The sequence below is a fragment of the Methanothermobacter defluvii genome, assembly GCF_003385755.1.
Taxonomy (GTDB): Archaea; Methanobacteriota; Methanobacteria; order Methanobacteriales; family Methanothermobacteraceae; genus Methanothermobacter; species Methanothermobacter thermautotrophicus.
In genome coordinates this window covers 106,648-120,077 of the sequence record NZ_QREL01000003.1, presented here as the reverse complement: position 1 = coordinate 120,077, position 13,430 = coordinate 106,648, and the positions used below count along the sequence as shown (strand labels likewise).

Here is a 13,430-nt window from a genome sequence, read left to right as displayed (position 1 = left end):
GAATGAAGTTTATGGTCGAGGTCAGAATAAGGCTAAAGAAGGGCATGCTGAACCCTGAGGCAGCCACAATTGAGAGGGCACTGGCTCTCCTTGGATATGAGGTTGAGGACACCGATACAACTGATGTTATAACCTTCACCATGGATGAGGACAGTCTTGAGGCCGTTGAGAGGGAGGTTGAGGACATGTGTCAGCGCCTCCTCTGCAACCCGGTCATCCATGACTATGATGTCAGTATAAACGAGATGGAAGGCTGAACCATGAGGGTGGGAGTTATAAGGTTTCCGGGATCCAACTGTGACCGTGACGTCCACCATGTCCTTGAACTGGCAGGGGCGGAACCTGAGTATGTCTGGTGGAACCAGCGCAACCTTGATCACCTCGACGCCGTCGTGATCCCGGGGGGTTTCTCCTACGGGGACTACCTCCGTGCAGGTGCAATCGCAGCCATAACCCCTGTCATGGACGCTGTCAGGGAACTTGTGAGGGAGGAAAAACCTGTACTTGGCATATGCAATGGCGCCCAGATACTGGCAGAGGTTGGGCTTGTGCCAGGGGTCTTCACCGTAAACGAGCACCCAAAATTCAACTGCCAGTGGACCGAACTCAGGGTTAAAACAACCAGGACGCCATTCACAGGTCTCTTCAAGAAGGACGAGGTTATAAGGATGCCTGTGGCACATGCCGAGGGCAGGTACTACCACGACAATATCAGTGAGGTATGGGAAAACGATCAGGTCGTCCTCCAGTTCCATGGGGAAAACCCCAACGGTTCACTGGACGGTATAACCGGGGTCTGCGATGAATCAGGCCTTGTATGCGCAGTGATGCCCCACCCTGAGAGGGCATCCGAGGAGATACTGGGATCCGTGGATGGCTTCAAATTCTTCAGGGGCATCCTGAAGTTTAGAGGGTGATGCTCATGGTGGTCTATCTTGTTGGGGCAGGACCCGGGGACCCTGAACTCATAACACTCAAGGCGATAAGGGTCCTTGAAGGGGCAGACGTGGTGATCTATGACCGGCTTGCAGGTGAAGAGATACTCAGATACGCACCTGATGACGCCAGGCTCATATACGTCGGTAAGAGGGCAGGTGAACACCACAGGACCCAGGACGAGATAAACAGAATACTCGTTGAGGAAGGAAAAAAACATGAGACCGTTGTGAGGCTCAAGGGCGGCGACCCCTTCGTATTTGGAAGGGGTGGTGAGGAGATCCTGGCCCTGAAGGAAGCCGGCATCCCCTACAGGGTCATCCCCGGAGTGACATCGGCTGTTGGTGTCCCCACATCAGTCGGGCTTCCTGTAACCCACAGGGGCGTTGCAACATCCTTCACGGTGGTTACAGGCCACGAGGACCCATCAAAGCCCGCTAAGCAGGTCCACTGGGACTACAATGCAGATACGCTCATAATACTCATGGGTGTTGGCAACATAAGGGAGAACATGGAGGAGATCATGAAGCACCGCCCCGCCGACACCCCGGTATGTGTGATTGAGAGCGGTACGCTGGATGATGAGAGGATAATCCTCGGGACACTTGGAGACATCGCAGATAAGGACCTGAGGCCTCCCGGCATCATAGTGGTGGGTGATGTTGTCAATGTCTACCGTGAAATTAGAGGGACTGAGAAATAGGACCGTGGCCGTGACACGGCCCCCTGAAAGATCTGCAGAGGCTGTTGAACTGATAGAGGGGGCAGGTGGAAGGGCCCTCGTGGCCCCGACCCTTGAATTAAAGGAGGCGCACACAGAATCCCTCAGGGAAGTCTGCCGGAGGGCTGATGAATGGGATCTTGTAATATTCACGTCACAGGCCGCCGTTGAATCCCTCTTCCAGCTCTGCAGAGAATTTGCAGGGAAAATCAGGAAGGACTGCCTGGTGGCAGTTATAGGTCCCAGGACCGCCAGAGTGGCCGGTGAGCATGGACTCCGGGTCGATATCGTCCCGGAGGATTATACTGCCGAGGGCCTCCTGGATGCCCTCACCGGTCTCAACATTGAGGGCTGGAAGGTGGCTCTCCCAAGGACACTCTCTGCAAGGAAGGTCCTTCCCCGAGGACTTGAGATGATGGGTGCAGAGGTCCTCGTGGCCGAGGCCTACAGATCCGGTTTACCTGAAGACACCGGCCCCGCAGAGGAGCTTATAGATGGTCTCCTGGATGGAAAGGTGGATGCAGTCACCTTCACAAGCCCCCTCACTGTTGAGAACCTCTTCAAAATCGCCGGTAACCGGCGTAAAGAGCTCATAGAGGTTCTGAAGAGGGTTAAGGTGGCTGCAATAGGCCCCATAACCCTCAGGAAGCTGGAGGAGCATGGAATCACCGCCGTGACACCCGAAAGGTACACCGTGAAGGATATGATAGCTGCGCTCGCAGTTAGCATGGGTGAAGATGTGGACTGACAGAATGAACGAAACCAGGAGGAGTGAACTTGATCATATGGCCAGCTTATCTTGATTCAAGAAAATCACGGAGTGAGGGTCGCAGGGTGCCCCTCGAGTATGCTGTTGAATCCCCGACCGCCAGTGAGATACTCAGGGCTGCCAGGAAGCTCCAGCTGGAGGCCAGTATGGAATCAGACAGGGCATACCCACCGTCCTGGTGGGAGTCCTCAGGAAGGGTTGTTGTGGAATACAATGGTAAAAAGAGCGAACTCCTTCCAAAAATTGCAAGACTTGTGAGGTCCTCAAGGAAGAGATGATGCCATGGCTATGGGTATGGATGAACTGAGATTGGCCCTCAGAAGGGCCAGGGAGATGGTTGAATCCTCTGAAACAGTCACGGTCTACAGTCACACTGACTGTGATGGTATAACAGCCGCGACGGTGCTCAGCAAGGTCCTTGAAAGGCTCGATATGGACCATGAGGTGAGGATCATAAACATCAACGAGGTCCCTGAAGTTGAACTTTCCTCTGACCTCACCATCTTCAGCGACCTTGGATCCGGTCAGAGAGTCCATGAGAACCTTAAATCAAACTCAAGGGTTCTCATACTGGACCACCACCCCCCTGTGAGGAAGATGAACTTCACAGCCCCCAGCGGGGATTTCCTGGAGATAAACCCCATATTCTATGGGATGGACGGCTCAACACATGTCTCAGGCGGGGGACTCACCTACCTCCTTGCAAGGGAATTCGGCTACAGGGACCTCAGCTGGATGGGTCTCCTTGCAGCGGTGGGTGACATGCAGAACATCACCCTCGGTAAAATGGAAGGCCTGAACAGGGATATCCTCCAGGACAGCGTCAGTGAGGGTCAGATCGAGTGCCAGAGTGACCTGACAATCTATGGTAGACATACAAGGCCTCTGGTTAATGCGCTCTCCTATTTTGGGGATGTAACTCTCCCGACAACAAACAACACCAATGAGTGCATTGCAAGGCTCAAAAACCTTGGAATACCCCTCAAAAATGGGGAATCACAGCGAAAACTCTGTGACCTTACGGATGATGAGAAGAGGAAACTCTTCAACGAGATATACCGCATGATGGTCAGTGAAGTCCCTGAAAGATATCACAGATACCTTCCAAGGCTTATCCTCGGCGAGGTCTATGAGCTCAGCTCCGAGGAGAGGTACACTGTTTTCAGGGATCTGTCTGAGTTCTCAACGGCGGTGAACGCCTGTAACCGCAACTCAAGGTGGAAGCTTGCAATGGAGATAATCGGAGGGGACCGGAAAGGGAAAAGGGATGAACTGGAGGATGTGCTCAGGGATCACAGGACCTACCTTGCAGTTACACTCGACGAGATAATGGATGAGGAACTGATAAGGGACATGGAGAACCTCCAGTACTTCCATGCTCCGGGAGTGAACACAGCCGTTGTGGGCACGGTCGCAGGCATGCTCCTTGGCTACGGTGACTGGAGGAGGCCCATGATTGGACTGGGAGAAACCGCTGATGGACTCAAGGTTTCGCTGCGATGCTCACGGCTCCTGGCCTTCGACGGCATACACTTCGGCTCCATAATGAGGAGGGTCGCTGAGAAGGTGGGTGGAAGCGGAGGGGGCCATGCAACTGCCTGCGGCGCCTACATACCCTCAGAGCGTGAGAGAGAATTCCTCGAACTCCTTGATAGGGCCATAAAGAATGTGAAGGTGAATGGATGAAGGCATTGAGAAAAAAGGGTGAACTTACACGCTTTCAGATACTTAGTGAGATAGCCATGCGTCAGCCCTATGTGAGGCAGAAGGACATAGCAGATAAGCTCGGAGTAACTGTCCAGGCAGTCTCTGAGAACATCAAGAGCCTCATAGCCGAGGGCCTGGTTGAGTCCGGAAGCGGTAGGTCCCACTACAAGATAACAAGGAGGGGTGCTGAGAAGATCAAGGAGGCCGCCATGGACCTTCGAAGGTACGCAGATGAGGTGCTTGAATCCATGAGCTTCTACAGGTCTGTGTGGCCGGCCATAGCCTGGGAGGACCTCCAGGAGGGGGATAAGGTTGAACTTTTCATGGAGGATGGTATACTATATGCAAGGAGGAGGAGAAACGGGGAGGCCTATGCAGAGGTACTCCACCCTGCACGGAGGGGTGAGGATGTTGCCCTATCAGAACTCGGGGGGACCATACCACTCCAGCGGGGTAAGGTGACCATAGCCGTGCTGCCAGGAATATCTGAGGGTGGATCAAGGAACGCCGACCTTGAAAGGTTGAGGGAGCTCAGCAGAGGCCATGATAGAACCGGGATAATGGGGACCGTTTCAAGGGCGGCTGCAAATAAACTGAACCTGCAGGTGGATTTTGAGTTCGCAACACCCCACGCAGCACTTGCAGCTGCAAAGAGGGGCCTCAACGTCCTTGTACTTGCAGTTGGTAAAATGAGCAGGAGTATAACAGAAAAACTTGAGAAGGAGGGTGTTGAGTACTCTGTGGAGGACCTCAGGCTCACCCACAAGGAATAAAAATCAATCAGAGGGAATAGACCTCCTCAGGCGGGACCATGCGCACCCCCGCATCCCTCAGTGCACCCTCAAGGGCGTCCAGGTCCTCTGTACTCATGAACAGTATGGCCTTGTCCTTCTTCTCATGTACAAAGGCGTATATGTAGTCAAGGTTCAGGTCGTAGTCCTTCAGCACCTCGAGGATGGATGAAAGGCCCCCTGGCCGGTCATCCATTTCAACCGCAACCACGTCCTTAATTTTAACGACAAAACCCTTATCCTCAAGCACGGCCGCCGCCTCTTGAGGTTCGGGTACTATGAGTCTCAGTATGCCGAATTCGGATGTGTCTGCAAGTGAAAGTGCCCTGAGGTTTATACCTGCCTCTGCAAGTGTGCTGAGGGCCTTCCAGAGCCGGCCCTTCTTATTTTCAAGGAATATAGATATCTGCTTAACCCTCATATTATCACAGCCTCGTCCTTTAAACTAGAGGTTCCTCCTGTCTATCACCCTCACAGCCTTGCCCTCACTCCGGGGTATGGTTCCGGGTTCCACAAGGGTCACCTTGACCCTGAGGCCTATCTCATTCTCTATGAACTCCTCGATGCGGTCCCGGGTCTCCACCATCTTCCGGATATCATCTGAGAAGAGTTCCGGTGATGTTTCAACCCTGACCTCAAGTTCATCCATGAGGTGGGGCCTTGTCACTATTATCTGGTAGTGGGGTTCTATTCCGTCTATGCGGAGTAGCGCCTTCTCTATCTGTGATGGGAACACTGATACCCCGCGGACCTTGAGCATATCGTCAACCCTGCCTGTGATCCTTGAGATCCTTGCAAGGGTCCTGCCGCAGTTGCAGGGGTCATAGTCTATGGAGGTTATGTCCTTGGTCCTGAACCTTATAACAGGCATCCCCACCCTCGTCAGTGTTGTGATCACAAGTTCACCCCTTTCCCCTGGGCCGAGCCTCTCACCGTTCTTATCTATTATCTCAGGGTAGAAGTGGTCCTCTGCAATGTGGAGTCCCTTCTTCTCACTGCACTCCATTGCAACACCTGGCCCCATTATCTCTGTCAGGCCGTATATGTTGAAGGCCGGTGCATTGAATCTTCTCTCGATCTCAGCCCTCATCTCCTCGGTCCACATCTCGGCTCCGAAGCCTATTGCCTTTATCCTGGACTCTTCAGGGTTGAATCCTTCTTCACGTGCTATTTCAGAAAGGTAGAGACCGTAGGATGGTGTGAATATCATGACTGTTGTTCCGAAGTCCTTCATTATCTCTATCTGCCTTCTTGTCTGCCCCGTTGATATGGGTATGACCGTGGCCCCGATCTTCTGGGCCCCGTAGTGGACACCGAAGCCCCCTGTGAAAAGTCCGTAGCCGTGGGTGTTCTGGATTACATCATCCTCGGTGAGGCCCATCATGGTAAGGCCCCTTGCCATGACCTCACTCCATATTTCAATGTCCTCCCTGGTGTAGCCTGAGACCACCGGCTTGCCTGTTGTCCCTGATGATGTGTGAACCTCAACTATCTCCCTGCGTGGCACTGCGAACATCCCGAAGGGGTAGACCCTCCTCAGGTCGTCCTTTGTTGTGTAGGGGAGTTTTTCTATATCGTCAAGGGTCTCTATATCCTCGGGGTAAACCTCCACCCTTTCAAAGGCCTCCCTGTAGTAGGGTACATTCTCATAGGCCCTCTTCACGGTATCCTGTAGTCTCCTGAGCTGCAGTTCCTCCAGTTCATCCCTTGATATGCATTCCATTTCCCTATTCCAGATCATCAGAATCATTCCCGGATCAGTGTAACTCTTAATGATTTATGATGCTTTAAAAATAAATGTTACCCCGGTATTTGGACCAGGAGAAACTCCATGGAAGATGATGATTTAAAAAAAATAAGGGCCGCCTCTAATCTGACTCAAGGTGATGATTTAAAAAAAATAAGGGCCGCCTCTGATCTGACTCAAGGAAAATCATTTGAAAAAAAGATAAGAGAGGATGATCTCCTGTGATTACTGGTTAGAGGATATCCTCGAAGCGTTTTTCAACTTCCTTCCAGTTAACTATGTTCCAGAATGCCTCAACGTAGTCTGGTCTCACGTTCCTGTAGTCAATGTAGTAGGCGTGTTCCCATACATCGAGGACCAGGAGTATCCTGAAGTGTGGTATGACGTTGACGTTGTGTTTCTCGACCTGCATTATGAAGAGCCTGTCTGTCCTCTGGCAGTAGGTGAGTACCGCCCATCCTGAACCCTCTGCACTTATTGCTGCCTGTGAGAACTCCTTCCTGAATCTTTCAAAGCTTCCAAAGTCCTTCTCTATGTACTCTGCGAGTTTTCCTGAGGGTTCTCCTCCGCATTCATCTGCGGGTCCCATGTTACCCCAGAAGAAGAGGTGAAGCACGTAGCCCCCAACATGGAAGGAGAGCTCCTTGAGGGCTGCCTTGATGTCAACGTCTGTGTCTGATTCCCTTGCCTCATCCAGTTTCCTGAGGAGTGCGTTGGCACCATCCACGTATGCCTGGTGGTGTTTCTGGTGGTGTATGGTGAGCTGCTCCCGGGATATGTGTGGTTCAAGGGCGTCGTATGGGTACGGGAGCTCAGGTAGCTCATAGAATTTTTTCTCCAAATCATTCACCCCCTACTTTGCGGTGGCATAGCCACCAGTCATAGCATTCATATTCATCCTTCCTCTTTCTCGCGGTTTCAATATCAGATGCGGGAGGCACTATCACATGGTCACCGATGAGCTGGTTATCGGGCCAGTTGGCTGGTGCTGCAACCCCCTCAGCATCTATGACCCTGAAGGCACGTATCATCCTCACGATTTCCGGGATGTTCCTTCCAAGTTCCTGTGGATAGTATAGGATGGCCCTTATTATCCCCTCCGGGTCCACCACAAAGACTGCCCTGACGGTGTTTGTGGGTCTTGCCGGGTGGATGAGTCCCAGGGTGTCCGCCACCCGTCCGGTATCTGCTATCACCGGGAACTCTATCTCTGTGTCAAGGTTCTCGGCTATCCACTCGATCCACTTGATGTGGGAGAATACCTGGTCAACACTGAGGCCCACGAGTTCACAGTCAAGTTCCCGGAGTTCCGGGTATACCTCCTGAAAGGCCACGAACTCCGTTGTGCAGACCGGTGTGAAGTCTGCAGGGTGGCTGAAGAGGATGAACCATTTGCCCTCAAATTCATCCGGGAGTTCCATCGGTCCATGGGTCGTCTGGACCTCCATCTCCGGGAATTTATCCCCTATGAGGGGCATTCCCCTTCCCTTTTTCTTTATCTTTCTGAGTTCGTATACCTTCTCCCCCATAGCTCATTCCCCCTTATCTGCGGGTGGATTGTAGACCCTCTTTGCCAGTTCTGCATCCAGCATGAGGAGTCCGCTGGGTGAGTCTGATGCGAGGCGCACCCTCTGGAGAAGGCTCCCTGCTGATTCCTCCTCCTCAACCTGCTCTGCAACGAACCACTGGAGGAAGTTGTTGGTTGCATGATCCCTCTCTGAGATGGCGAGGTCCACAAGGTCATTTATGAGTCCTGTGACCTTCTTCTCATGTTCAAGGACATGCTTGGCCACCTCAAGTGGTGATTCCCACTCAAATGGTGGTTTCTCTATCTCATCCAGTACGACCCTTGCACCCCTCTGCACAAGGTAGTCGTAGAATTTCATTGCGTGTGAAAGCTCCTCCTGGGCCTGTACACGCATCCAGTTTGCGAATCCAGGAAGATCGGAGGCCTCGTAGTAGGCTGCCATTGAAAGGTAGAGATATGCTGAGTAGAGCTCAGCATTTAGCTGCCTGTTTAGCGCCTCCTGCATCCTTTCACTTACCATTCATTCACCCCCTTTATCTTCATGGCAAGTTCATCCACCCTCTGAAGGTCCTCCTCCACCGGGAGACCCTTCACAAGGACGGATTCAAGGTATTCGACATTCAGATTTGACAGGAGCTTCCTGACCTCGGATTCTATCAGGCTGCCCCATCCATAGGATCCCATGACCGCAACATGCCTTAAGGGTGGTCTCAGGGCGTTTACGAGGTAGAGGACTGATGCTATGGCTGGATGTGGTCTTGTGAGTACCGTCGGGGATGCCACGACAAGCACGGATGCGTCGACGAGTTCCGTCAGGAATTCCCCTGTGTCATGTTCTGCAACGTTCACCGGTCTCACACTCACATCAAGTTCCATGAGTTTCTCTGTGAGTCTCTCAACCATGACCCTGGTGCTTCCATGCATGGTGGTGTAGGCGATGACCACTCCCTCCCCGCCTGAGGTCCAGGTATCATAGGCGTCCATTATGAGCCCGGGTTCAGATATGACCGGGCCATGTGATGGTGCCATCATGGATACTTCAAGCTCCGAGATCTTCCTGAGGTTTGATGCCACCATCTGGCTGAAGGGCATCATTATGTGGGCGTAGTACCTCTTTGCCTCCCTCAGGAAGTCATCCGGTGTCTCCATGATGTCTGATGTTGCAATGTGTGATCCGAAGAAGTCGCATGTAAAGAGTATGCCATCCCCCTCAAGGTAGGTTACCATGGTATCTGGCCAGTGAACCCATGGTGTTACGATGAATCTCAGTGTCCTGTCACCCAGGGAGATGCTTTCACCGTCCTTAACCTCCCTGAAGTTCCCGTTGATCCTCAGAAGCTCCTGCAGAAGTTCTATGCATGCAGGTGTCCCGATGACCTCTGCCTCAGGGTAGATTTCAAGGAGTTCAGGTATGGTGCCTGAGTGATCCTGTTCTGCATGCTGTGATACTATGTATTTTATATCTGCGTCCATCTCCTCAAGGGTCCTCAGGAGTTCGGCTGCCCTTGATGGCTCCGTGGTGTCAATGAGGGCTGTGGCGCTGGTTCCAGAGATCAGGTAGGAGTTGTAACTTGTACCCCGCGGGAGGGTTACAAGTTCATCGAAGGTCCTTCTGTCCCAGTCGATGGTGCCGGTGTAGTAAACCCCATCAGCAATCCTTTTTGCTGTCATCTAATCCATCTTCTTGAACTGGTCCTTTCCAACCCCGCAGACCGGGCATACCCAGTCGTCCGGGAGGTCCTCGAAGGGTGTTCCTGCCTCTATGCCTGAAACAGGGTCTCCCTCCTCAGGGTCGTAGATGTATCCACACATCTGACAAACATATTTGTCCATTCATTCACCTCTCAATCCAGTGGTTTGAACATCTTCTTCTTTGCACCGCATGAGGGGCACCTCCAGGTCTCCGGGAGGTCCTCAAATGGTGTTCCCGGTGGTGTGTCCGTCCGGGGCTCGCCCTTCTCGGGGTCGTAGATGTATCCGCATACACGGCACTTGTATCTCTTCATGGCTGATACCTCTAATTTTATAGCTGCCACGCTATATCTTTATTACTCTCCTAAAATTTAAAATTATCTATAAATTCACTGCGAAAGCCTTATAGTGTTGAGAGGCCCGGCATCCATCTGATAACTTGTTTAATGGGCTGCGCATAGGGAGCAGGGTATCTGCTGATAAAAAGAAGATCTGAAGCAAAGAATAATATACGTCCGGATTAATCCAAAAAATAATATCTGCAGGACCCGGAGGTCCTTAAAAAAAGAGTTTTACTGGTCGAGGTACTTCATTCTGAATACATTGAATCCAACAACGCATCCCACAAAGCCCATCCTAATGTATGGGCTTACGGGTGCATAGAGGGCGATTAAGAGTATCAGAACACCCACGAGGCTGTGGGTTAGAAGGTTCTTCCAGTCTGTAAGGTAGGACTTTATACCGCTGAACACCCTTTTCAACCTAACACCTCTCTGATATATCAAATTTTGATATATCAGATTATTATATACTTCCATATATACCTTTCTAACCAGGGGTGAAAAAATTATCATTTCACCAGGAGGACCGGAACATCCACAGTCTTGAGGGTTGTCTCAGCAACACTACCCATCAGCAGTTTCTCAAGGCCTGACCTCCCATGGGATGCGATAACCACAAGATCAGCCCCTGTCTTCTCTGTGATCTTCTTCATGTCATGGGCCGGGCTGCCAAAGACAAGTACCTCATCAACCCGGACACCAGCCTCACGCCCCTTCCTTTGAACAGACGCCAGTATCTCCTTACCCTCATCCTCAAGGACATCAAAGGGGTATATCAGCTTCTCATCGATGACATGGACTGCAATCACCACGGAACCCAGACGCCCTGCGAGTTCTATGGCCATATCTTCTGCCCTTGCAGCGTACTCTGAGCCATCCGTTGGAACCATTATCTTTTCAAACATGAAACCACCTACTCAACATGCCTCACATGATCACCTATGACAAACTTGTTTCCACCCACATGGAGGACAGGCTTCACAGACTCAACATCAAGGAGGCCTTCCTTCACAGCTCCAGGACGCACCGATGCGCTCACCACAGACCCTGTTATAAGGTTATGGTCCCCCACCTCAAACATCCGGAGGAGTTCACATTCAAGGTGCCCCGGGGCCTCAACGATTCTTGGAGGCTTCACCTTCCTGGAAGAGGTCCAGGCAAGACCCGCAGCCTCGAGTTCATTCTCCCCTGCTGGAATGTCCCTGGCGGTGACCCACATCCGTTCAATTATATCTGCAGGTGTTATATTTATAACAAATTCATGTGTGCTCTCAATGTTTCTGGCTGTGTGGTGGTCTGGCGCCGATGCAAAGGCAACAACCGGCGGGTCAATTGAGACCGGCATTGTGAATGAGAAGGGGGCTGCGTTGATGTTACCCTTCTCATCCACGGTTGTTACCATAACCGTCGGTCTGGGTGTCAGTATCCTGTGGGCGCTTTCAACCGGAAAATCCTCAAAATCCATGGACATCACCCCTTAACCCTCTGAAGGTATCTTGCATGACTCCTCTCAACAAATTCATCACAGAGTTCACCTGGTTCACCATCCATCACAATCCTTCCATCCTCAACCATCACGGCCCTGGTGCTGAGCTCCCTTATGAAGTCAACATGGTGGCTCACCATTATGATGGTTGTCCCGAACTCCATGTTGATCCTCTTGAGGGAGTTGGAGACCATGCGCAGTGTGATTGGGTCCAGGTCCCCGAAGGGCTCATCCAGTATCAGTACATCGGGCCTCGATGCGAGTACAAGGGCAAGGGTCGCCCTCACCCTCTCGCCGCCTGATAGCTCATAGGACCTCCTGTCAAGTATACTCAGGGGAAGGTCAAGGGCCCTGAATATGGGCTCAGCATACCTCTTAACCTCACTGTCAGGGAAGCTTGGGAAGAGCTCCTCAAGTATCTCAGGTGAGAGGCCCAGCTTCTCCAGACGGTACCGTGCCTCGGTCTCAGGAAGATCAGTGAGCTGGTAAAGGACATCGAGGACCATGTCACTTATTCCGAGTTCATCGGCCCTCTTCTTTGCCTCCGCAACAACATGTTCTCCCTTAACACCAAGCCTTGAGGCGATCTGACTCCTTATGGTTGCATGGTGCACGAGGGCGAACTCCTGGTGCATGAACCCCATCTTTCGCCTTATTCCCATCCTCTTAACGCCAGGCTCATGCATGTTGACCCATTCATTGTTGAGGCGGAACTCCACTGTACCCTCATCAGGTAGATCCAGACCCCCTATCATCCTGAGGAGGACTGTCTTACCTGCTCCGCTGGGGCCTATTATGGACACCATCTCCCCCTCAGCTATATCGAGGTTAACATCACTCATCTCCAGGACAGCTCCACCCTTGAGGAGTACGAACCTCTTCCCGAGACCACGGACCCTGAGTATCTCCTTCCCTCTGGCCCCCGGAGTGTATTCAACAGGGGGTTCGATGTCCTCAAGGAACCTTCCTATAATGGATGAGGGTTCGCCCTCATCAACTATGCGGCCCCCATCCATGAGCACCACCCTGTCGGCCAGGTACTCATGGACCTCCGGGAGGTGGGATACAAGGACCACGGTGACACCGAGTTCCCTGTTTATGTTCTTTATGGCGTCCAGTATCTCCTGCTTGGTCCTCGGGCAGGACATGGTTGCCGGTTCATCAAGTAGAAGGACCCGGGGTTTCTTTGCAAGCTGCCTTGCCATTATGAGCCTCTGTTTTTCACCCCCGCTCAGTACCGGGGCGAAGTGGTCAGCCTTGTGTTCAAGTCCAACAACCCTCAGGAGCTCCATGGCATCCTCACCGAATTCATCAGAGGCATAGTCAAAGTCTGTCATGGACTCATCACCATACCTTGTAGCGTAGAGCTTCCTTATAACGTTCTCAAGGGCTGTCTCTGCCCAGAGACCAAAGGACCTCTGCAGGTGAATGGCTGTCTTCTTCTTCAGCTTAGAGAAATAGTACTGGCTGGAATCAGCTTCAACTGTTACATCATCAAGGGTGATCCTCCCTGAATCAAAGGGTTCCACACCCCTCAGTATCCTCAGGAGGGTTGTCTTACCTGATCCACTCATGCCCAGAATTCCGAGTATTTCACCCTCGGCCACCTCAAGGTTAACATCAGAAAGTGCCCTGAATTCGTCTCCATTCTCCAGTTTATAGGTCTTTGTCAGGTTCTCTACCCTTATCATTGTATCACCTGCCCATCTCCT

At 52.0% G+C, this 13,430-nt stretch carries 20 protein-coding genes; 8 read left to right on the top strand and 12 right to left on the bottom strand.

The annotated features are described in order from the left end of the window. Positions 1-2 precede the first annotated feature (2 nt). Genes purS through C7452_RS08285 form a run of 7 tightly spaced genes read left to right on the top strand, consistent with a single transcriptional unit; the run spans position 3 to position 4,906 of the window. On the top strand, positions 3-257 hold the full coding sequence (purS, locus tag C7452_RS08315) for a phosphoribosylformylglycinamidine synthase subunit PurS (protein ID WP_010875808.1): 255 nt from the start codon (positions 3-5) through the stop codon (positions 255-257). Between the two features lie 3 nt (positions 258-260). Next, a complete protein-coding gene (purQ, locus tag C7452_RS08310) occupies positions 261-917 on the top strand; it encodes a phosphoribosylformylglycinamidine synthase subunit PurQ (RefSeq protein WP_010875807.1) in 657 nt (218 codons plus the stop codon). A 5-nt stretch (positions 918-922) separates the two neighbouring features. Beyond that, on the top strand, positions 923-1,639 hold the full coding sequence (cobA, locus tag C7452_RS08305) for a uroporphyrinogen-III C-methyltransferase (protein WP_048060761.1): 717 nt from the start codon (positions 923-925) through the stop codon (positions 1,637-1,639). Continuing rightward, the gene (locus C7452_RS08300) at positions 1,605-2,405 is read left to right on the top strand and encodes a uroporphyrinogen-III synthase (RefSeq protein ID WP_048060760.1); all 801 of its coding nucleotides are present in this window, start codon (positions 1,605-1,607) and stop codon (positions 2,403-2,405) included. The genes cobA and C7452_RS08300 overlap by 35 nt, the downstream gene beginning before the upstream one ends. Positions 2,406-2,428: 23 nt before the next feature. Continuing rightward, complete coding sequence (locus tag C7452_RS08295; protein WP_115892800.1) at positions 2,429-2,704, top strand: signal recognition particle subunit SRP19/SEC65 family protein; 276 nt, start codon at positions 2,429-2,431, stop codon at positions 2,702-2,704. A 10-nt stretch (positions 2,705-2,714) separates the two neighbouring features. After that, a complete protein-coding gene (gene recJ, locus C7452_RS08290) occupies positions 2,715-4,112 on the top strand; it encodes a single-stranded-DNA-specific exonuclease RecJ (RefSeq protein ID WP_115892812.1) in 1,398 nt (465 codons plus the stop codon). Then, entirely contained in the window at positions 4,109-4,906 is a 798-nt protein-coding gene (locus tag C7452_RS08285) for a DUF7839 domain-containing protein (protein WP_010875802.1), read from the top strand. The genes recJ and C7452_RS08285 overlap by 4 nt, the downstream gene beginning before the upstream one ends. Before the next feature lie 7 nt (positions 4,907-4,913). Here the strand turns inward: C7452_RS08285 and C7452_RS08280 are convergent, their stop codons facing one another. Beyond that, positions 4,914-5,345, bottom strand: coding sequence for an ACT domain-containing protein (locus C7452_RS08280; RefSeq protein WP_010875801.1), 432 nt, complete (start codon positions 5,343-5,345; stop codon positions 4,914-4,916). A 24-nt stretch (positions 5,346-5,369) separates the two neighbouring features. Then, on the bottom strand, positions 5,370-6,665 hold the full coding sequence (locus tag C7452_RS08275) for a phenylacetate--CoA ligase family protein (protein WP_115892799.1): 1,296 nt from the start codon (positions 6,663-6,665) through the stop codon (positions 5,370-5,372). Positions 6,666-6,755: 90 nt separating this feature from the next. Between C7452_RS08275 and C7452_RS09115 the strand changes: the two genes are divergently transcribed. Then, a complete protein-coding gene (locus C7452_RS09115; protein WP_158296314.1) occupies positions 6,756-6,896 on the top strand; it encodes a hypothetical protein in 141 nt (46 codons plus the stop codon). Positions 6,897-6,903: 7 nt separating this feature from the next. Here C7452_RS09115 and C7452_RS08270 read toward each other — a convergent pair whose 3' ends face one another. The 10 genes from C7452_RS08270 to C7452_RS08225 form a co-directional block, all read right to left on the bottom strand. Continuing rightward, entirely contained in the window at positions 6,904-7,512 is a 609-nt protein-coding gene (locus tag C7452_RS08270; protein WP_048060758.1) for a superoxide dismutase, read from the bottom strand. Between the two features lies 1 nt (position 7,513). Then, positions 7,514-8,200: a peroxiredoxin gene (locus C7452_RS08265; RefSeq protein ID WP_115892798.1), complete on the bottom strand. Its 687-nt coding sequence runs from the start codon at positions 8,198-8,200 to the stop codon at positions 7,514-7,516. Between the two features lie 3 nt (positions 8,201-8,203). Continuing rightward, entirely contained in the window at positions 8,204-8,719 is a 516-nt protein-coding gene (locus C7452_RS08260) for a ferritin (RefSeq protein ID WP_010875797.1), read from the bottom strand. After that, positions 8,713-9,870, bottom strand: a complete 1,158-nt coding sequence (locus C7452_RS08255; protein ID WP_115892797.1) for an FprA family A-type flavoprotein — start codon at positions 9,868-9,870, stop codon at positions 8,713-8,715. The genes C7452_RS08260 and C7452_RS08255 overlap by 7 nt, the downstream gene beginning before the upstream one ends. After that, entirely contained in the window at positions 9,871-10,032 is a 162-nt protein-coding gene (gene rd / locus C7452_RS08250; RefSeq protein ID WP_010875795.1) for a rubredoxin, read from the bottom strand. Between the two features lie 11 nt (positions 10,033-10,043). After that, entirely contained in the window at positions 10,044-10,205 is a 162-nt protein-coding gene (locus tag C7452_RS08245) for a rubredoxin (RefSeq protein WP_013295425.1), read from the bottom strand. Between the two features lie 258 nt (positions 10,206-10,463). Then, positions 10,464-10,643, bottom strand: coding sequence for a hypothetical protein (locus tag C7452_RS08240; RefSeq protein ID WP_238374266.1), 180 nt, complete (start codon positions 10,641-10,643; stop codon positions 10,464-10,466). A gap of 98 nt (positions 10,644-10,741) precedes the next feature. Then, positions 10,742-11,137 carry a universal stress protein gene (locus C7452_RS08235; RefSeq protein ID WP_115892796.1) on the bottom strand — a complete coding sequence of 132 codons (396 nt, stop codon included), beginning with the start codon at positions 11,135-11,137 and terminating at the stop codon, positions 10,742-10,744. Between the two features lie 8 nt (positions 11,138-11,145). Continuing rightward, positions 11,146-11,697, bottom strand: a complete 552-nt coding sequence (locus C7452_RS08230; protein WP_245942904.1) for a flavin reductase family protein — start codon at positions 11,695-11,697, stop codon at positions 11,146-11,148. A gap of 5 nt (positions 11,698-11,702) precedes the next feature. Then, positions 11,703-13,409, bottom strand: a complete 1,707-nt coding sequence (locus C7452_RS08225) for an ABC transporter ATP-binding protein (protein WP_115892794.1) — start codon at positions 13,407-13,409, stop codon at positions 11,703-11,705. Between the last annotated feature and the right edge of the window lie 21 nt (positions 13,410-13,430).